This window comes from Niallia sp. FSL W8-0177, assembly GCF_038006285.1.
In the GTDB taxonomy this organism is placed as follows: Bacteria; Bacillota; Bacilli; order Bacillales; family Cytobacillaceae; genus Niallia; species Niallia circulans_A.
The window spans coordinates 109,378-129,542 of the sequence record NZ_JBBOUX010000002.1 but is presented as its reverse complement, the minus strand read 5'-3'; the positions used below and the strand labels follow the sequence as shown (position 1 = coordinate 129,542).

The 20,165-nt window shown below is 30.9% G+C and carries 18 protein-coding genes; all 18 read right to left on the bottom strand.

Annotation, left to right across the window (positions count from 1 at the left end; translation table 11 throughout):
- Positions 1-14: 14 nt before the first annotated feature.
- Positions 15-1,061: a hypothetical protein gene (locus NST77_RS25070; RefSeq protein WP_341123845.1), complete on the bottom strand. Its 1,047-nt coding sequence runs from the start codon at positions 1,059-1,061 to the stop codon at positions 15-17.
- Positions 1,062-1,402: 341 nt separating this feature from the next.
- The gene (locus NST77_RS25065; protein ID WP_016205131.1) at positions 1,403-1,903 is read right to left on the bottom strand and encodes a hypothetical protein; all 501 of its coding nucleotides are present in this window, start codon (positions 1,901-1,903) and stop codon (positions 1,403-1,405) included.
- A 9-nt stretch (positions 1,904-1,912) separates the two neighbouring features.
- The gene (locus NST77_RS25060; RefSeq protein WP_341118161.1) at positions 1,913-2,284 is read right to left on the bottom strand and encodes a hypothetical protein; all 372 of its coding nucleotides are present in this window, start codon (positions 2,282-2,284) and stop codon (positions 1,913-1,915) included.
- A 64-nt stretch (positions 2,285-2,348) separates the two neighbouring features.
- The gene (locus NST77_RS25055; RefSeq protein WP_162837589.1) at positions 2,349-2,525 is read right to left on the bottom strand and encodes a hypothetical protein; all 177 of its coding nucleotides are present in this window, start codon (positions 2,523-2,525) and stop codon (positions 2,349-2,351) included.
- 16 nt (positions 2,526-2,541) lie between these two features.
- A complete protein-coding gene (locus NST77_RS25050; RefSeq protein ID WP_193224519.1) occupies positions 2,542-2,697 on the bottom strand; it encodes a hypothetical protein in 156 nt (51 codons plus the stop codon).
- 194 nt (positions 2,698-2,891) lie between these two features.
- Positions 2,892-3,800, bottom strand: coding sequence for a hypothetical protein (locus NST77_RS25045; protein ID WP_016205133.1), 909 nt, complete (start codon positions 3,798-3,800; stop codon positions 2,892-2,894).
- Between the two features lie 18 nt (positions 3,801-3,818).
- Positions 3,819-4,799, bottom strand: coding sequence for a hypothetical protein (locus NST77_RS25040; RefSeq protein ID WP_341123843.1), 981 nt, complete (start codon positions 4,797-4,799; stop codon positions 3,819-3,821).
- Positions 4,792-6,330 (bottom strand): ATPase, T2SS/T4P/T4SS family, encoded by a 1,539-nt coding sequence (locus NST77_RS25035; protein WP_341123842.1) that lies wholly within the window; start codon positions 6,328-6,330, stop codon positions 4,792-4,794. Before NST77_RS25035 ends, NST77_RS25040 begins: the two co-directional genes overlap by 8 nt.
- 15 nt (positions 6,331-6,345) lie before the next feature.
- Positions 6,346-7,500, bottom strand: coding sequence for a ParA family protein (locus tag NST77_RS25030; protein ID WP_341123841.1), 1,155 nt, complete (start codon positions 7,498-7,500; stop codon positions 6,346-6,348).
- Between the two features lie 15 nt (positions 7,501-7,515).
- Positions 7,516-8,265 (bottom strand): hypothetical protein, encoded by a 750-nt coding sequence (locus tag NST77_RS25025; RefSeq protein WP_341123840.1) that lies wholly within the window; start codon positions 8,263-8,265, stop codon positions 7,516-7,518.
- Complete coding sequence (locus NST77_RS25020; protein ID WP_341123839.1) at positions 8,262-9,728, bottom strand: hypothetical protein; 1,467 nt, start codon at positions 9,726-9,728, stop codon at positions 8,262-8,264. Before NST77_RS25020 ends, NST77_RS25025 begins: the two co-directional genes overlap by 4 nt.
- A 591-nt stretch (positions 9,729-10,319) precedes the next feature.
- Positions 10,320-11,162, bottom strand: coding sequence for a polymorphic toxin type 44 domain-containing protein (locus NST77_RS25015; protein ID WP_341123838.1), 843 nt, complete (start codon positions 11,160-11,162; stop codon positions 10,320-10,322).
- A 740-nt stretch (positions 11,163-11,902) separates the two neighbouring features.
- On the bottom strand, positions 11,903-12,517 hold the full coding sequence (locus NST77_RS25010) for a hypothetical protein (protein WP_016205276.1): 615 nt from the start codon (positions 12,515-12,517) through the stop codon (positions 11,903-11,905).
- Entirely contained in the window at positions 12,510-12,956 is a 447-nt protein-coding gene (locus tag NST77_RS25005; RefSeq protein WP_341123837.1) for a hypothetical protein, read from the bottom strand. The genes NST77_RS25010 and NST77_RS25005 overlap by 8 nt, the downstream gene beginning before the upstream one ends.
- Positions 12,957-13,360: 404 nt before the next feature.
- Positions 13,361-14,317, bottom strand: a complete 957-nt coding sequence (locus tag NST77_RS25000; RefSeq protein WP_016205274.1) for a replication-relaxation family protein — start codon at positions 14,315-14,317, stop codon at positions 13,361-13,363.
- Positions 14,317-15,219 (bottom strand): S1 RNA-binding domain-containing protein, encoded by a 903-nt coding sequence (locus NST77_RS24995; protein ID WP_047943191.1) that lies wholly within the window; start codon positions 15,217-15,219, stop codon positions 14,317-14,319. The genes NST77_RS25000 and NST77_RS24995 overlap by 1 nt, the downstream gene beginning before the upstream one ends.
- Before the next feature lie 201 nt (positions 15,220-15,420).
- A complete protein-coding gene (locus tag NST77_RS24990; RefSeq protein ID WP_341123836.1) occupies positions 15,421-18,042 on the bottom strand; it encodes a type IV secretory system conjugative DNA transfer family protein in 2,622 nt (873 codons plus the stop codon).
- Complete coding sequence (locus NST77_RS24985; RefSeq protein ID WP_341123835.1) at positions 18,017-19,309, bottom strand: replication-relaxation family protein; 1,293 nt, start codon at positions 19,307-19,309, stop codon at positions 18,017-18,019. The genes NST77_RS24990 and NST77_RS24985 overlap by 26 nt, the downstream gene beginning before the upstream one ends.
- Between the last annotated feature and the right edge of the window lie 856 nt (positions 19,310-20,165).

Sequence of the window (20,165 nt, the reverse complement as noted above, 5' to 3'; positions counted from 1 at the left end):
AATAAATATCAAGTTTAAATTTTTAATTTTTTCTTTCTAATAATGAAGATTACTGCAGCTCCGATAATTAGTACTCCTACTACCGAAATAATTATTGGGAGTTTACTAGATTTAGACTCATCTTCATCTAGAATTGAAGAACGAGTTGCTTCTTCTTTAATATTATCATTGTTTTCATTTGTAATATTGGTATCCATGTTATCTTCCTTGTTTTCAGTAGAAGGGTCGTTTTTATCAGATCTTTCTTTTTTCTGCTCAGTTTCCATTGTGCTTTCTTTTGTTTTATTATCATTTTTATCAGTAGATGTATTACTTCCTTCCTTTATTTTTGTTACAGAGGCAACAACTTTATTTTCCTCGTTATTGCTTCTATCGGAAGAACTACTTTGACTTGATTTTGATGAACTATTGGAAGAAGAACTGCTGTTTGTTTTTTTACTTTCTGTATTATTGCTTGTTCCACTTGATTTTGATAGATTAGTTGAGTTGCTTTTACTAGAACTCGATTTTGAAGTATTAGTTGAGTTATTTTTACTAGTATTGGTATTGCTTGAATTTTTACTACCTGTAGAAGTAGAAGGTTTTGTTGCTTTATTATCAGAATTCGGTTGTGTAACCGGTTTGGACTCTGGTTTAGGCTTTGGTGCAGGTTTAGGGTCTGGTTTAGGCTCAGGCTTTGGTGTAGGTTTAGGTTCGGGCTTTGGCTCAGGCTTCGGTGTAGGTTTAGGAGTTGGCTTAGTAGCAACCCTGTTAATATAAACCGTTAATTCTGCATGAGTGTGTTTATCTGAAAAAACGGGTACTATAAACTTTTGACCACTTTTTGTTACAGATTGATGAACCCCACCAAAAATATTAAAAGTATCTGCAGCCTTTGCATAATATCCATACACTATATCTCTGCATAATCCACTTGCATTTGCTGGGTTAGCTTGTGTAGCCTTATCTGAATTAATTGTCATGCTACAGGATGCTAAAGGTAACTCATCTGCAAGCAAATGCACTGGTTTTAATACTCCTAAAATTAGTATTAATGTTAATAACGTTATTACTCTTTTCATATAAATTTCCCCTCTCAATTTTTTTACTTTATTTTTTGTCCTTTATAAACGAAAAAAAGCGATCCAATGGGACGTTTTAATGGATCAGAGTATAATCACCCTAATCAACTTCTAAAACATAGTCCCAAAGAACCGCATCTTTTTTCATTAATCGAATAGCCATTGATGGCACAAAAAATAAAAATAGTATTGATATGCCTTAATTATACCCGGTTCTTAAGATAATTTCATTATAAAAGTAAAAAAAATTGGTTGTTTTAACCATGTTCACTGTTTATATCGGATAATTTTGGAATTATTAAAAGAAAAAACCATACAATTAGCATGGTTCTTTTATCCTGTTATTTATTTTTATACTCATAAACCGCTGCTTGTCGTATCATTGCAAGATCTCCTTTGAACCAGCGGGGGCTTTCAGTAGTTACAATGGCAATTACACAAGGACCTTCTACGTTTTCAAATACCTGATAGTTATCGTTATAATATACAAACGGATAGGTCCTGGATATACTATCATCAATAAATTCTAGATGAACTAAGTACAATTCTTTCTGAAAAAAAGAGTTTGCGGTAGGTGTATAAACATAGCCCTGAGAACTTTTAAGTTTTAAATTATTATTTAAACTATTTTTAAGATTTTCTAATGATTTTTCTTTATCAAAGATTATCTTTCCTTCAGATAATGCAGCTGGATTAATCGCAAGACCAGCATCATGAACTGCTAATTCTAAAGAGTTCTTTAATTGTCTAGAAGCGGTTTTGTCTGTATCTAAATTAAGCTGTAATTGCATAATTAATGCAAAAAGTAGTGCAAATAATAAAGTTCTTAATGTTGTACTCATTATATACTCCTAATATTCGCTTAAGATTTTGGTGCTTTTTGAAATAGTTCTAGGACCTTGGTTGAATATATTAAGAATAAATATAAAAGTTCGTGGCACTTCAATAGTAGCTTCTATATATTCGTTTCGAGGGGTTAATTTAGATGTTCCTGTGATGATAATTTTAGATTCGTCAAAGTTATAACCCTCTACTAGAGTTTTTTTCATTTCCTTAATAATTTCTGGTGTTAATCTGCCCTCAATAGCGGCCTCTTTAGCTCCTTCGGTTAAAGTGACCTCAATTGCATCTCGATGCATACTATCAATTGATGTTAATAATGGTGTGAATATAAGATTTACTGTAATAAACAATACCATCCATTCAGCTAACGTTCTTGCCATTTAGAACACCCCTTTGAAAAAATCAAAGGAGCTGTAAACTCCTTTGACTGTAAATGTTGATCTTTTAATTATTACTAGATACACCAGCACCAGTAGGAAGGTTGCTTTGTGCTCCGTTAATTTTTGCAGAATAAGTAGTAGTATTTGAACCTACTAGATTGTAGCCGATGAAGAATAAGAATGCGCTAATTGTTACTACTGTAAGTCCGATTTTTAAGAATTGAGCTAAAGTTGTGTTCATTTTTAAAATTCCCCTTTTACAATTTGATTTTTATTTGATGTTCATTTTGTAGCATATCTTGATACTGATTGTTTTTTGCTTTATAAGCATTAAATGAGGTTCCTAAAATTAAATAAGTCATAATGGATACAATTGCTGCCATCATCATAAATGTTAATAGTGATTTATTCATAATAATATCCCCTCGTTATCCACCGCTTTTTGCAGTATATAGAGCCATAGAATCAGAGAAACCAGATAATTCCTGATACAAAGCTACAAAAATAAATGTACTTATCACAATGGCTGTAATGGCGATTTTCATGAAAGTACTTAGCGACGTATTTATTGTTGGTCACCTCCTTAAAAGAATAATAGATTCCACCTTTACATTTGTGATTTATCTAATATAGCTATTACCATCATTACTACTACAAGTACAAAATTTAATATATGAATAAAATGTGTAGCTTTGATAGGAATTTTTAATAGATCTGTTGTTATTTTTCTTTTTCTTCTGTAATTTTCAACTTGTTTTTTTGCAAATGTTCCATGCATTCCATTTAACTGTTCAAGTGCGGTCTCTCTTTTCATACTGTCTAGATTTTGTAAAACTCCGATTAGCGCCTCGCTGGGTTTAGAATCTAAGTGTTTAGAAAATTGTTCTAATGCTTTACTTGGTCCATCACTAGTCCATGAACTTAGTAATTCCGTTAACGGTTTTTGTAGCAAATAGAAAAATGGCTTTATATTTTGCAAAATACTATAAGTATTAAGACGATGGACAGTCATCATTTCTATTTCGTTAATGATTAAATCATAGAGCATAAAAATCTCTGAATGTAATTTCGATGTTTGATAGTCAATGGTTCTTTTCATGATATAAACAAATAACGAAATAGGATTACTAGGAAGAGCGAAAACAAATAGAAGTAATATAACAGCAGCCTTTGGTGCAAGATAATCCATATTCCCTAATAAAACCGGAAAAACTATGTAATAAAGAACTAAAAATGCTGTTACTGAATATAGAATTAAATAGTATTTAATACCATTTAGTCCTAATGGATACTTTGCTTGTTTAAACCATTCCTCGGCTTTAGAATTTTTAGCAAGTCCTAAAATAGAGTTCTTATTTTTTTGCAAATTGCTTTTAAACCGTAAACGGTGTTGCATTCTTTCAGATGTTGAATTCATTCCCAAATACACTAAATATCCTGAAGTAAAAGACAGAACAATTACTACTAGGTATTTAAATACATCTATGTATTTAAATAATAGAACTTCTGATTCCATAATATTTGACTCCTTTCCTTATAGGTCGTTTTTAGGATGTTTTAAATAAATTGAAATTATTAGTGAAAAAACAGTCCCTACTACGGAAAGGCAAAAGGTAAATAATGTCCATTTTTCTCCAAATTGAAGCTTAAACCAATCCTGTGCTCCACTTGTAAAATAACCTAATAATAGTGAGCCGATAAACAATGGAACCGTTAGGAATCCATCATAAATAGATTCAACAGTCTGAGATTGTTCTTCTTCTAACATTTCTTCTGTATCCTCTATTTGTTTTGTTAGAACTAAGAGAGAATGTAATACGTTTTCTTTATACATATAGCCTTTTAAAATAATACTTCCTAATCTTTTGGACCAATTGGTTCCAGTAGTATAAGTGAAAACTTGAATGCTATCTTTCAGTTCTTGTTCATTTCGAGATAACTGAAGATCAGTAATTAAGCGAACTGTTACTTTTCTTAAACTCTTATTCTGTATTTCGTTTTGCATGGCACTTAAAGCGTAATAAATATCATATTTATTAACACTATAGGCTTGGGTTAGTTTCTGAACCATACTTAGAAATTCTGTACTCATGACATATCTCAATTTGTTTAATTTTATCCTTAATATTAAATATGGTACGGTCATCAGAAGTAACCCGAATAGTAGGGCGATAACAAAATCTTTTATTAAATAAAAGATAAAAGCGAAACTAGTCAAACCAAGTAAAGTGGTGAATAAGAGAAATACACCAGTATCATTGTCACTACGATGATCACTTGTAGTTCTTATTAATAAGCTTATGTGTTTAAAAAAAGGGTGCTTATAGGTATGAGATTCTGGTGAAGCATTACCACTTTTGATTCTTCTTATTCGGTACTTATAATTAACTTCTTGATACTTTATTTTGACTGAATCCATCATAATCTGATAGGAAATATAAAGCCCAGAAACGATAAAGATGGAATAGAGAACGTAATTGATACCAGCTTGCCAAAACCATTGAAAATTATTCATTTAAAGCACCATCTAATAAATCATTAAGAATATTATCTTTTTGTCTCTCATATTCGCTCATTGGAAAAAGCTTTTCTTTCTTTTTTAGATGATTTAATAGAATTTTAGTATCCTCTACACTTTCTTCAGCCATTAGATATAGAAGTTCCTTACTTATGTTAGAAGAATAATAGTATTGTCCGCTTATTGGGTGGTAGCGAACTAGATCTTGTTCTTTTGGTTTCTTTTCGTTCTCATCCCATATAATTTCTGTTACACCGATAACCCTTTTCTTTCTTCTATCTCTTTCTGCGCTCAGGGAAATGACCAGGTCTATATTTCTTGCTACCCTCTCTTGTTCGTTATCAAATTTCCGATTGGGAAATTCATCTAATAAATGTCGGGTAATCTGAGCAACAATATTTTTAACGGCTGTTAAATGATAAGTAGAAAAGGCACCACGTTCTCCTCTTTCACAAGCTTGTAAGTACCCCTCTGTTTCTAGAGAACGAATCTCCCCAACAGTAATATAGTCATGTTCCATACGAAGAAGTCTTGGTACGGCATGATGTAAGTCTCCTTCTGTGGCCTGAACTTCATAAATTAAACGATCTTTTAAATCCTCGGTTAGATTTAATTCAAAATGTTTTTCTAAAACTGCAATTGTGTATTCAGGTGGTCTTTCGCGTATCATTGACTTCATAAAAGTTGTTTTTGCAGATCGAACTCTTCCAGCAAAAATGGTGTTAGCCATGCTTCTTGATAAGGCTCGATAAAAAGGAACATCATCTTGTGGGATTGTTCCTAATCTTGCTTGTTCTTCTAAACTGTTATTTTTAATTACGAATCGTCTAAATACTATAATGTCTAGTTTAGTTCTAGGATTCATCATCATGGTGATTCGCGAACCATCTTCTCGTTCTATTTCCAGTTCTGGTTGCTGCTCATTAATTAGTGCTTCTTTTGTTCTAATTTGAAAAGCTTTTTTTATCCGATTTACTACTGATATACTTTCAAATTCTTCTGGCTGTTTTTGAAAATAACCATGTTTATCGATCCATAATTCAGTCCCTCTGATAACAGCAGATTCACTATTAGGTTCTTTATCCCATTTATGTAGAATACTTACGCCCCATACTTCATGGAAAATTGCTTCTGGTAAAGAATCATAAAAAGAGGGATATTCATCGGACGTAATATTCTCTTTTTGTAAGACTTCGTTAATTTTTGTTATAAAGTAAGATATAGCCTGTTTGTCCCCAATAACTGCTTGGTGCTGCCTGTTTAACCAAACATCATCACTATTTGAATCATCGTTTATTAAAGAGGAAGATTGATCATTTTCTACAGATTCAGCTATTATGATACTTTGTAGCTCTTCTTTAACTTGGTTACAAATTAAACGAAATGTCTTTTTTCTTTCATAGGTAGTTACAAAATCTTTTTTTAACCCTTTTTCATCAATAGTTTTAGATAACCATTGGGAAGGCTCAAACTCACTTTCTAATCCTAATGATTGTTCTGTATCATTTTTAACTGCATTTAAAGTCATTTTTTCGCCTCCTTATTACCGGTTAAATATAGATAAAAATCCTTTCTTTTCTTTGTGTTCCTTCGTATCTTCTTTCTCTGTTAATTTAGCTTCAGCAATTATTACATTAGCTAAAACATCTATTGGCTTGTTATAGCTACTATCTGAAAAATCGTATAGTAATTTTTTCTCAAAAGTAGCAATGGATCCTAGCTCCTTCATATCTGGTATTGTGACAACTCGATTCATATTTAGTTCTTCCTCAAGTTTTTTTTCGCTTATTAATGCATTCGCAGGTTGGAATTTATTGATAACAAGCATAAAATCATCATTTTTCCCACCAGAAGGTTCAATTATTTGTTGGTATAGATAAGGATAATATCCTCTATAGCCTTTCTCTTCTTGATTAGTAACAAGAAATTTCATATTACAACTTAAGTAAGCTTGTGCTGCAAGTGCAGAATCAAAGTGAGTGCCAGCATCGATTAAAATTACATCAAATAACTGTTGAGCTGTTTGAATCAAATGTTCAATTTCATAAGGTTTATAAAATCTTTGCATTTTAATATCGCGGTTGCCGGCCAAATGATAAAAGGAATCATGATAATAAATAGCTTCGGATAACCTGTTTATCGTTAAATTTTTGACATTGAGATCTACTTTCAAATCATTTAAATATTGACCTTGATACAAGTAAAAATAATCGGCTGGATCCCAACTATTTAAACTCAAAACTAAAACCTTTTCTTTTACTTTGAGTGATAATGCTCTTCCTAAATTTAAAGTGGTAGAGGAAACACCAGCACCATTATGTGTGCCAAATATGCCAATGATTCTCTTTGATAAATAATCATCTTTATTCGTTAGGTTATTGATACAGTATTCAACTACTTGAAGTTCTGTAGAATATTCATGAATAAGGGTTACTTTATATGCTGCACATAGTCTTGTAATTGTCTTAGTAAATTGTTCACTCTTGATTTGAGTAGGCTTAAAATACATGGGAATAGAGGGATATTTCTCTCTAACTACTCCTATGTTATTGATGTCAAATGAATCTCCATCTAATAAAACAGCGTCAATTTTTTCCTTATTTGAATAATCAATATTGCCCATATGAGCATGGAGGTTGTCCATTTTGTCAATTAGTTCTTTGTAGATAGAGTTTTGACTAAAAATTAATATTTCCATTACATGTCCTTCTCCCTATTGATAAGTTATATATAATTTTGCTCCTTTACCGAGCACTTCGTTCATTAACTTTTTAAAGTCCTCTTCATTTAAAATAATCTCCAAATCACTTATGCTTGAAGTAGCATTAAGTCGTTTATCCTCTTTGTTGTTTTCTGAGGATGAGATTACCTCTTTATTACTCGAATCTTTTACATAAACAACCTTTATTGATTTTAAGAACGGTTCACTTTCCATTGAATTAGATATTTTTTCGAGCTGTTCTTTTGTATCCTCAGAGCTAGTAGTAGATGGACCATTTTTATTTAAATTTGTAGTTCCATCGTTATAAATCAAATAAATATTAACGGTATCTTTTCTTCTTAAAGAACCAGGCATTGCATAAATCATTTCTTTCGTTATAGGTCGAATAGCCTCGCCTTCCTCTTCATTTGGTAAAAGTTCGTCGTAATCTATCATTGTTTTAGTAAGAAGTGAATTCCCTTGGATAATCTGATTAGCATCTAATCCAATAATTTCATCCACTTCTGCAGGTAGGATGACGTCATTCATTAAAGTTTGTTTAGGTCTACGTTCTATCAGTAACTTATCTTCTGTAATAGGTTCATTTTTTAATATTTCAGAAGAGGGCTTAATCACTACAACCTCTGTTGAATCAATTCGTACTCGTAAAAATTGATCATAGAATAAGGTTAAACCGATAGCTGATACACCTACCAATAGACCGCTGATTATTTTGATGGAAGGTCTTTTAAAGAAATTCATTCGTTTTGATTACCTCCTGGATTCGTTTTTTCTATCTTAATTTTTCTATTGAAGAGTTTGTTTAATATCCCGCTTGCTTTAGTTTTCAAGAGTTTATTAGGAAGTAAAAGTTCTAATATAGGTACCAAAAGTTCATTTACTTTGCTTTTATAATCCTTATAGTCGTTAAGGAATATCCCTTGATACTGTGCTTCATATACATCTTCATCTTCAAAAGAGGGAATTATAGAAATTAATTTATCTTTAAATAAATCTTGAATTAAGGGATTTTTCTTTATTTTTTCATTGAAACGATTACCAATGATATGTGTTTTCTCAGATTCGATAAGGCTAGAGAATAGTGGATTTTCACCAAGCCCTTGAAGTTGGGTGACATCTGAGTCAAGAACAATGAATAGATGATCTGCTATCTCTAATAAATCAGTGACTACCTCATTGTCTAAGTTGCTACCAACATCAATAATCGTTACAAGTGATGAATTAGTGTAGAGTAACTTTATATAATCCTCAAAGCTAATTCCTACTGGTTCCTCACTTAAAGTGGGATTATGACATATAAGTTCAACACCATCACGAAACCACTCTGTTTGAATATCTGAAGTATTCTCTTGTTGTGCACTCCACTTATTTACGTAATTTGGAGCAAATTCATGGCCATAAAAACGGTCATATGTATAGGGATTTAGCAAGGGATCTTCCACATATAATGTGCTAACTTGGTAATTTGCTATGCTACGAGCTAATATATGTGAAATAAATGTTGTACCATTGCGTTGGTAAAAGCTACCTACAAGGATAGTTTTCTTCCTAACTGGAACACCTACTACTTTTTCACTGGGTGCATTATGTACGTGAATTGAGTATTCCCTTTTTATGACATTTTTTTGAACGATTCTTTGTACGATAGTTTTTTCTTTAGTGTTTTTTTCTTTGTGTGTTTTACCGTTCTCATCTTCGTTAACAGATTCCTCTTCCGAATCTTCTTCCAGTAGAGAGGGAATCACTTCACCATCGATACTAAGAGAGTTATTGATAAAACGTGCTACTTCTGCGAATGAGACTTTCCCTTTTAACTGGTTTATAAATTGTTCAATATCTATTCTTTGGGTATTGAATATATCAAGTACTCCCATACTAACTAGTCGAGAAAGAAGCGGATCATTGCTTGATCGTTCGCATAGGAAAACAATTCTTAATGCGTCGTCGAAATCAAGTCGGAGTTGTTTTATAATACTTAACAGCTCAATATCTTTATCTTTTTGATTTTCTTGCATGGATTCTAAATAAGTATCATGCACAATTAGTATTGAAGGAGTTTCTTCTTTAACAATTTCATAGAGATATTTTCGATGTAAAATTTCTTGTTTACTTAAAGTGAAATCTTCAGGAGACTTTGAAAAGGTCTCAATTAAAATCTTGGTATAGGTTTTATCACCTACCGCTATAAGAACCTTCTTTGTCATACTAAAACTCCTTTAAAACAAAAAAACACCCGAACACAAGGCAATTACAAAGAATTGTCTTACATTCGGGTGCTTCCCGTTAGTCATTATATTAATTTGCGTATTTTCGGTATGAAAGTCTTCTAGAATCCTAGAAGACATTTACATTTAAAAGAGAAAGATTGACGACGATTCAATCTTTAAAATTATAGTATCATGTTACTACTCCACATTCAAGTTAATTATTAACAAAAAGTATTGAAAAATTTAATTATCGCTTAAATCAATTTCTGTTACATATGAAAAGTTATATTTAGCTTCTTTTAAGGAGTCTCTTACAAAGAATAAGAAAAAAGTATTAGAAGTTGATATTGAAAAAGCTAGAAAATGCTCCTTAACAATAAATAAGAGATTATTAGTTGTTTTAACATAATATATTTTGAAATATTCTAAATATACCTGTTAAATTACAAATATAAGATTAATTAATATAATAGATATGTATATAAAAATACCTGTAGTTAGCATTCTTTTTAAAATGTCCTAACTACAGGTATCTCTGTTTATTCTGTTTAATCAATTATTTTATCTTATAAAAGTTCCAAGTGTATTCTAATGTTCAGAATTATATTTATCTATCCCTTTTTGAATTTGTGCTTGATCTTTTGGATCATCGAAAAAACTCTTGTAAAATTTTATGTTAGAAGTTCCAACACCGATTTGTACTAACCCAGCTGCAGACTTTAAAGTTGTAGCACTAAAAATAGATCTTCCAACATACCCATAATGAAAATTACCAATTGCTTCACCTGTCATTAAAGATTTATTTAAATCTGAAACTGTATACTTTGTTGTTGTTCCTAATTGAACTTTATAATCCCATACTCCACCGGGTTTAACTCTTTGTGCGAAATATGAACCAGCAACTAGATGTCTAGTTCCAAATACAGCATTGTCATATACTTTTTTAAGTGATTTTGCATGACTTCTAGTTGAAGACATAATACTAATAATTTGCGCCATAGGTCTTATAACAATTTCCCTAGGTACATCTGTAACATAGTTAATTAAAAGATCTTTGTCTACGGTAATTGCTTTTTCAGTAATTAGTACATTTATTTTTTCAATAAAATTCTTTAAAGTATTAAGATCATTCTCCGATAATTTTTCAGCATCTAAAAAACTATTATAATTAACATTGAGTGTTTTATCGGAATTTAATGAAACTAGATCTTTATGTTTAAGAAGTAGTGTATAAGCATCTTCATCAGAAGAAACGGCTGTAACATTTAAATCAATTGAATCATTATATATGTCTTCTATAGAATTATTAATTTCATTTAAAACACCATTTGAAGAGTCAGGTTCAGCAGCATAAATATTAGTAGGTGTAAGAATAAATAAACAAGCTATAACAATTATAAATTTAGTTAAAAAAATTCTATTACTCTTCATAACTTTATTACCTCACTATTAAATTATTTTTTAAGATTACTAACCATTGAACCAATCTGGACTAAAAAGTAACCAGACAATAAAAGTATAAGACATAATAAAAATTGAAATTAAGTACCCAATAGTCAAAAATATATCTACACTTTTAAATTTCTTTATAGTTATGGCATTTTTTAAATACATAAGAAATAAAACTAGACCAATTATTAAGCAGACAATATTTATAATTCCTAATAAATAATATCCAGGATATATTGGACTTATAATGTAAATAAAATAGATCAATAAATAAACAAAATCTACTAATAATAACTGAAATAATCTTTTTCTAATAGACATATTTCCCCCCCCTTTCTATACTGTAAATTTATTGCTAACTATTCCATTATATAGAAATTTTGTTGTTTTTCAATTTTTTTTGAAAATTATCAATATTTTAGGTTGGATAATTGATAATAGGTGGGGATAAATTTTGAGAAATTGAGGGGAAATTATTTAAGTCTTTAACTGGTAATAAAATGTAGTTCTTAGACTAACTTGTTCGTCATTATAGTCAATAGTCATTAATACACACAATAGCATAGGACGTTCATTATAGGTCCTTCAAAATATCGATTATAATAATTTTTCTATAAATAAACATGTATTACTAGGGTTTCAATCTTGAAAGTTTATTTTGCCTTACTGTTGCAATCAGTGTAAGGCAAAACAAAGTAGTTAGTCCATTCTGATTTTTCTTTTTATTTATCAGCATTCAATCTTCTAATTATACCTGGTATTACGTTTCCTAAGTTACCTTTCTTATACTGTTGTATAAAATCACGATATAGTAATCTTAATATATCCTCTACTACAAATTCATTTTCTGGTTCAACATCTGTAATATCAGATAGCATTACCTCCAATCTAAGTGCTACTTTTCTTCTTAGTGAACATTTAATCTGTTTTGTTTTGGTTGTTTTATTTGGTTTAGCAAAAGTAAGAGGTTGATGCTTATCTTCCGAATAACTATATATTTTTACAAAATAATCATTTCTCTGTTTTAATTCATGATATAAGTCGTAAGGATTGTTCCTATCTTTAACTTGAAATAGAAAGTCATCGACTAAAATACTTATAAGATCTCGTTGGGTAAATTCATAATTTCCCATTGCCTCCGCGACATCTTCACAAAATAACTCCCCTCTCAAATATTCAGAAACAGGGATGAAAAAGGAATAAGGAAGTTTAACTGGGTTAGTTAATTTATTTAATGAAAAGTTTAATAATCTGTCAAAAAATCCATCTGGTCGATACGATAACTCATTAAGTTCCTCTTCATAAACAGGATATATTGGTTTATTTGATTTAGCCATATAAATGACCATCTCTTTCTTTTATTAACATGAATTTCAATAGGCGGTATGCTGCTTCTTTAAGGCTACAATCCCATTCAACTGTCTTATCAAAGAGTAGGTCATGATAGTAAACTTCTAATTTAGCAGGATAAGGCTTGCCTTTTGGGTCATAGGAGTCATCAAAAATTTGGGCATCTTTATATTCTGTTAGAGCTTTTTTTACTAAGAGTGAACAAAAAGGTGTTGGTTGTAGTCCTCTCCTATTGGCCAATCTTTTAATGAGTTTTCTTTCTTCATCTGAAAGAGGAATCTTTACATCCTTTTTCTTATCTATCCTCGTTTTGCGTCCCTCATCTTTTGTTATTGGTATTTTCCGAACATTCCTTATTAGTAATTGATCTTCTTTCTTTTTATGATTGTTGTTAAAAATAGGATTTAATGGCTTCCTTCCATCCATAACCCTCTCTTCCCCCTCTTCCTTTTTTGTTTTCCCCTACTTTATCTCAGTGTCAGTATGCCAAATTGTTATATTGATAGTGTATGAGGAGGAGGAGAGGTTTAGAACGTATAGAAACTAGAATTTTGGACAAACTTTAAATAGACGAATAATTTTATATAAAAGGAGCTTTTTATATGGCCAAAAAAAATACTGTAATTAGTCCTGTATCTAAGGAAGTTTTAAAACAGTTTGGAGAGCTAGGGAAAAAATCAGCAGCAGTTAAGAAAGTAAAAATAAAAAAATAGCGGTTCTTGGATAAGGGCCGCTATACATAATTAAAAGTTCATCTCTTTTAAGGTAATTTGTTCTTTTATGATACTTACAACATTTTAATAATGATATATATTTACAGGGGAATTTAATTAATAATTCCCCTGCAAATGAACATTTATTCTTTGTAATTTTTGATGTTTCAGTGGTTGATAATAGGCACTTTCTAAATTTTCATTTATTAATTCTTCAACTAAGAAAAGAATATTAAATGGTAATGTATCTAATAACAGTTCTTTATGAATTGCTTCAGCAATAGATATGGTAGATGTATATATAATTACGATTTGCGGATTTTCAGGAAAATCTGAAATTGGTAAATTACCATATTTATTATAGACATATTTCCAATTCTCAAACTTATCTCTGAAATAACCAATAAAGTTTTGGTTCATTTGTGCTCTGTCAATAAGAAAGTTAATATTCCCATTAGGGGTTTTTACTTCTGCTGCACTCATTGGGAACTTATACCGAGCATTATTTGCTAGACGAGCATTCCATTTCCATTTAGAAACAACTTTCTTTTCTATGAATTGGCAGCGAAGTTCATTCATTGATACATATCGTTTTAATCCACCTACACCATAATTATCCCATCTATCAGGGGCCATAAAGAACTGATCGCTATAATAATGTTTTAGTAGCCTATAACCCGCTACCCCTAATGTAAAGGGAGCGGGAGGTCGTGTTTCTTCATCACCACGTATTCTAACTTTCCATCTATCTACAACACCATTGGTTCTCAATCGATCTAAACGCTTAGAGGTTTCTGACCTACTCATTAGAGAAGACATATATCTCCTAATTTGGTCCTCATTTGCACAAACAGCGTCACCTAGAACTTTAATAAGGGTAAAATCCGCTTCATCAATAATTTTTCTGTTTAATAGTGTCATAGCACCTTCTATCCCTGTATATGGGTAATATTTCGAAGGTTTTACATAACTACTTTTAAGTAGTGGATGGTCCCAGAAAGGGATTTCACCATTTCTTGTGGTGAAAACAGGGAAATCGTCCATTACTAAGTTATTTTGTTCAGAAATATTCATTATTCAAAGAGGAATGAAGCGACATCTTTGATTTTCTTTTTACCCCTTGGATACCCCGTAATAGTTACTTTGGCATGTCTTTTATCTTTATCGATGGAGCGGATAGTGCAAGAAACAATATCTCCAACTACTGGCTCTGGCAAGTGACGGGGACGGATCCCTTTAACTTCTAATCCTGCATCTAATTTAACAAATATCCCATGTATTGGGTCTAGATTCGTTACTTTACCAGCGACTGTACTGTTTTGATTATAAAGTTCGATTAATTTTTTAAATGGATCATCTTGAGTATCCCTTCTGCTAACTTGAATAAGATTATTTTCTTTATCAAATCTCAAAACTTTTACTTGTATTGTTTCTCCTCGATTAATTTCATGCTGAATATTTCCATTTTCCCAGCTCCAATGTCTAGCGTTCATAAAGCAATCTGCACCATTAATACGGACAAAAACCTTCCTCGTGTTTGGATTATAACCTCTTACTACACCGTCAAAAATTGTTGACTTTAAGGAATCTTCAGCTTCAAGTGTTACTAATTGTTTCATGAATTCCGCTTTTCTGATATCATCCGCTTTCCTTACTGATACCAATACAATATTGTCTTCAATGTCTATTTGGTCTACAATCACTTCTTGAATTGATCCTGTAAAACCGTTTAATGAACGGAAATCATGATCAGAAAATTCGTTGCTTGGGCAATATGCTGTAATGTTTGTACCTTCTAAGAGAAATGTTGCTACTTCCATCTGTTTTTTTACATATTTTCCATCTTCTAATACTTTGGTTTCCCTTGTTGATACTGCTGTTACAGCTCCTTTAATTATAGTTCTATCTCGCTTAATCTTTGCTAGTTCATTTAATTGGTTGTCATTAACCCATGATGTTTTTAGTGTTTCAGCCATCATATTCCCTCCTAATAGTGAATTTTCTGTAAACATAAAAAACGACCCAAAACAAAAGCAGTTATTCAAACTACTTCGTCTTGGGTCGTTCCCATTAAATATTTAATTTTATTATTTGTTTTTTATGTTTACTAACTTATTGGAATTTTAACCTATATTTTTAATTTTTTCAATACTTACTGAAAATTACCTAGGATATATTTAACTTTTATCAGAAAATGGAGTAATAAAGTCAAAAGGACTAGATTTTCCTTCTTCCTTTTTCTCAACTTCCCCCTCTTTTGTAGTATCATCAATTTCTTTTATTAAATCATTATAGAATGATTCTTCTTTTTCATCTAATACTGACTGATTAGCTACTTCATTCGAAGGTGGTAAATTTTTGGAAAATAAGCTTGATACATCAAGGTCAACCACTTCATCATTTATGTTAATTGCTTTTTCGCCTAAAGAAGTTCCTTTTTGTGATATTGGCTGCGTTTTATATGCTTCTTCTTTTATCGCTTCCTTTTTAGATAAATATTTATCAGGGTATCTATCAAATTCAACTAATTCTAATTCTATATCCTCTACAGCATCTTTTTCTGGAAGAGGAATTCCTATTAATGCTTCTTCCTCTTGAAGTGGTATATCAATTATTTCGGATAGCGCTTTATCTGTTTCGTGAAACAATTCCGTATTTAAGGATTTTGATTCTAACCAAATACTAGCACTTTCCTGGATTACTTTTACTTTCGCTTCTTTAAATTCAGCCTTTGGAACAAAGTTTGCATCAATCTGCCGTACAGGTATCGGTTTATTATTAACAACTGTTTTCACAGCAGCTTGGAATGGCTCCTGAAAAATTAACTTATTTGGTGTTAGAATGACATCTGTTTTTTGTTGATAGCTACTACCGGATCGCATAACAGGTTCTTCTTGAAGAGGGCTAACAGTCTGTTCGTTTTTCCCTTCTTCATAACTATCCTCTTCTCCTAATAATTTTGAGAATAATTGTGCGTCAAAATAAGAGATATCTCCATAAACCATTTTGTGTCTAAAACCAGTTAACAAAGTATGCATGTACATTTCTCCGTATTTGTCTGCCAATTGAGCTACTGTTTGTGCTGCAACAGTAATAATAGCTTTATATTTTCTAGCTTGCGATATAAATTCTTTAAATGGTAAATAAATATAGTCTGGAAATTCATCGATGATTATATGTGCAAAAGTACTAGTTAGAGGTGTTCTCCTATATACAGCATTCTGTAGGCTTAGCAAAACAAACTTCCCTAAAACGTTAGAAAGACCTCCTAAATCATCTTTTGCCGTATTGACTAATAATATACCGCCTCTATTTAAGTGCTCGTCAAAAGAAAACTCTGATTTATCAAATAGTACGCGTCTTATCAGTTTATTTGCTCCTATATCATTTAGAACGTTTCTTAGCCCCTGTACATATTCTCCTTGTGCGTCAAAATAAGCTGTTTCCCCATAGTATTCGCCTTCTTTAACTTGTTCATTAGCTCCATTTCGACTAGTTTTAGGAATATGGTTCATGTTAAACCAATTATCAATTTGTTTTACGATATCCCAATGGTTTCGTTCATCCCTATCTTTAATAAGGTGATAATCTTTAGGGATAGTTTCCTTTAACTTTAAATGCATATGCCTAACAATTTGAGGATCATTGTACATTTTTAATAAAGTATCAAATTGTGCCTCTGTAGACGGGTCGTGTAATTTTAATAGATAAATATAGTTTTTTAAGTGGTTTCTTTGACTTTGTTGAAAGAAAAAGTTTCCTGTTCCCCCTTCTTGAATTCCATCCATTACCATTGCAAATGCTTCGGCTACCTGGTCAACTGGTCCTTGCATGGGATTAATAGATGGTGTATTGGGATTCGTAGGGTCAATATAGAATACAGCCTCTTCAGGTATATCATGAGCTTTAACTAATTGAAATGCTTTCTGACACAAATCGTTAGATGGTTCAATTATACTAATACTACTTAAATATGTTCCTCTTATTTCCTCCGTTTTATAATTGGATAATTTAGAGACTTTAGGAAATACATTGATAAATTTTGTTAGCCAGTGCAAATCCTGATTAATGATAGGTAATATTAATGCTGATGTTTTACCTGTTCCTGGTGGTCCGAATATGCCATTATGTAATGATCTATCTTTACCAGGTTGAATAATAAGTTCTTTAGTTTGAGAATCGGGACCTAGAACAACGTCTGGCCAAACCTCTTCTTTACTATTTCTAAACCATTTTTGTAAATATACATTTTTAAATTCAAATTTTTCAAATGCTTCTTTAATTTGTTTAGAGTATTGGGAATATTGTCCACCCAGCCAAATTAAAATTATACTTGTAACTATAGAAGGTGTAAAAACTAAAGTGTAAAACAAAGTGTTAATATCCCCAACAGCTACATTAAACCAAATATTATCTACATGTATGCTATTGATAAGATTTCCTAGGTAAGGAATGAGCGTATTATAAACAGGTGCTGTGATTAACCACATATAATAGGCTGTTATTCCAATGAACATATTCCAAAACCATAGGCTTCTCCACAACTTTTTTTGTGTTTTTTCATATTTTGTACTTACTAACCAAGAGATAATCAAGAAGACTGTACATGTAAGAAAACCAATTAAGCCTGGACTTAAGCTGTTACCAAATAAAACGAAGCTAGGAACACTATTGTAAAACTGCCCAATAACTAAGAAAAGATAGTTACAAATACTTCTAACTGATAAAAAAACAGAGACTAACCCAGTAACTAAAATAGTGATCCCAGGGAGCTTAGGATGAACCTTTAGTTCTTTCAAGTACTCTGCCCCCCTTTTTCTTCTCCAATGTTAGCTGCTTTTCTCCTTGGAGAAGTAATGGCCAATTTTTAGTATCTGTAAATTTTAGTGTTTCATAATTTTTCATTACAATGTCATTTTCTAGTTCAGATCTACTCTGATAAACAATAAGAAGGTGTGAAACCTCTTGTTTAAATTTATTATTTTTGTTTTCTTCTTCTAGATAATTTATTTTGTTTAATGCAGCAACACTTGCCTCTTCCACTATATTCAAAACTAAAACTTGTTTTGAATTGGTTCTTTCTTTATGAATCAATTCATATTGTGCTATCTCTCCAATGTTATAACTATCATTATGAAATATTTCCTTTTTTGCAAGAGGCACCAATTGATAATTAGAATTGCTTATTTCCATTGATAGTTCAAAAAGTTCTTGTTCGGACTTAAAAGTAGATTTATCAAATGGATAAATTCCTTTTAATATATTGTTTGCAATAATTGGTGAGCGACTAGCTGTAGTAACATAAAAGTGAAGGTTAGATATCTTATCAGCGCCTTTATGAATTATGGTGTCTTTTATATTTAAAACTCTAGTTCTTCTATCATCATAATACTTTACTGTATAGATATTGCTGTTATCAGCAACTGATATTAATACATAATGTTCTTCTTCAGGTTTGTGTTTACTTAATTTGATGTAATTTTTTATTTTTTCTTTGATTTTTGTCATTGTCTGTAAACCTGTGTCATATTCAATATTTAGAGTGCGACTACCCTTTCTAAATACCCAATCAGGGACAATAAATGGTCCACCAACTTCATTTTTGTAAGTATCTTTGTTGGGATGTATTGAAATTATGTTTTTCCTATTTGATTTTAAAGCTATGAGAGTATCTATAACCACATCTTGAATTCCTAAATAATGAGAAGAGTTTCTAATGTAATTATTGATATTTATAGCTTTTTCTTCTTCCTTAATAATTCCTTCTTGTTTTAAAATGTTTATACCATTCTTTCCTAAGTAATAACATGATATAGGTGGTTTATTTAGGACGGACTGATATTCTATTTTTACAATAGCGTAATTTGACCACCTCTTTAATTTCTTTTGAATAGAATCCCCTTTATATCCAAATAATTGATTACCATATTTGGTTAATTGCTTATTAGTTAAATAACGGTTAGTCCAAATAAGTGATAATAGCTCCAAATCAGTTGAATTTATCCAGGCTCCTTTTCTTTTTTCATGTTCATTATCAAATCCATACCATACTCTGGCTGATTCCAAATTTCCTCCTCCTTAAAACAGAAAAACCCCCAAAATAGTGAAGAATCAATCTTCATCATTTTGAGGGTTTTTCCCTTTGTATTATTAAACTGTGACTAGTATATCATTTTGGGATGATCCTAACAACTAGAGTTTTATGCATAAATATTAGTATTATTCATTCATTAGGCATACTAATCTTAAATTAATTACTAGTAAAAAAACTCGAGATAACTACTGTAAAAAATTAATTTTGATTAGAGTACAAAAAACATAAAATGATGTGTGTTATCTAACTCTAAAAACATATGAAGTTGGGGTTTTAAAACCTAAAAAAATATAAGTTTATCAAGGGTTAACATCATCCTCTGTTAAGGATGTCCGCTCACGGACAAATAACCTTATCCGTAATAGGATATCCGTAAGCAGTTGAAATTAATTAAAAAAGTCAGCATTTTTTATATAATCACGAGTGTATAAAAAAGTGAATAAAAAATGAACTGTTTCATCTAAATTTTATAGGTGAAGGACAATGAAAATGGGAGTGATCTATATTCGAGTTAGTAATCTAATTGCGAATAAACTGACTTATAAGTCTTCATTTTAGAAGAAACCATGTTAATCTCTCGTTTATGTTTGATTAATGTAAAAAGTATATTTAGAGTAAGGAAATTGTTTATTGAGTTGATGTAAGAGTTACGTAAAACATTGGTTTATATGATTGGTATTTGCAGTGCTTATATAATTTAGATGTAAATCCACCAAAAAAAACAAATTAAATAAGTAGTAACTAATAGTGGTAACCATATCGGTTGTTACTTACTTATAGAACTTGTAATATATAAAAAATATCAAGTCATATAAGGTTTTTAATATA

Bases quoted from the DNA above. Each gene is read 5' to 3' on its own strand.
- NST77_RS25065 (WP_016205131.1), bottom strand. From the start codon at position 1,903: ATGAGTACAACATTAAGAACTTTATTATTTGCACTACTTTTTGCATTA.
- NST77_RS25070 (WP_341123845.1), bottom strand. From the start codon at position 1,061: ATGAAAAGAGTAATAACGTTATTAACATTAATACTAATTTTAGGAGTA.
- NST77_RS25030 (WP_341123841.1), bottom strand. From the start codon at position 7,500: ATGGAAATATTAATTTTTAGTCAAAACTCTATCTACAAAGAACTAATT.
- NST77_RS25060 (WP_341118161.1), bottom strand. From the start codon at position 2,284: ATGGCAAGAACGTTAGCTGAATGGATGGTATTGTTTATTACAGTAAAT.
- NST77_RS25010 (WP_016205276.1), bottom strand. From the start codon at position 12,517: ATGGCTAAATCAAATAAACCAATATATCCTGTTTATGAAGAGGAACTT.
- NST77_RS25055 (WP_162837589.1), bottom strand. From the start codon at position 2,525: ATGAACACAACTTTAGCTCAATTCTTAAAAATCGGACTTACAGTAGTA.
- NST77_RS24995 (WP_047943191.1), bottom strand. From the start codon at position 15,219: ATGGCTGAAACACTAAAAACATCATGGGTTAATGACAACCAATTAAAT.
- NST77_RS25025 (WP_341123840.1), bottom strand. From the start codon at position 8,265: ATGAATTTCTTTAAAAGACCTTCCATCAAAATAATCAGCGGTCTATTG.
- NST77_RS25040 (WP_341123843.1), bottom strand. From the start codon at position 4,799: ATGAATAATTTTCAATGGTTTTGGCAAGCTGGTATCAATTACGTTCTC.
- NST77_RS25045 (WP_016205133.1), bottom strand. From the start codon at position 3,800: ATGGAATCAGAAGTTCTATTATTTAAATACATAGATGTATTTAAATAC.
- NST77_RS25015 (WP_341123838.1), bottom strand. From the start codon at position 11,162: ATGAAGAGTAATAGAATTTTTTTAACTAAATTTATAATTGTTATAGCT.
- NST77_RS25000 (WP_016205274.1), bottom strand. From the start codon at position 14,317: ATGAATATTTCTGAACAAAATAACTTAGTAATGGACGATTTCCCTGTT.
- NST77_RS25050 (WP_193224519.1), bottom strand. From the start codon at position 2,697: ATGAATAAATCACTATTAACATTTATGATGATGGCAGCAATTGTATCC.
- NST77_RS25035 (WP_341123842.1), bottom strand. From the start codon at position 6,330: ATGACTTTAAATGCAGTTAAAAATGATACAGAACAATCATTAGGATTA.
- NST77_RS25020 (WP_341123839.1), bottom strand. From the start codon at position 9,728: ATGACAAAGAAGGTTCTTATAGCGGTAGGTGATAAAACCTATACCAAG.
- NST77_RS25005 (WP_341123837.1), bottom strand. From the start codon at position 12,956: ATGGATGGAAGGAAGCCATTAAATCCTATTTTTAACAACAATCATAAA.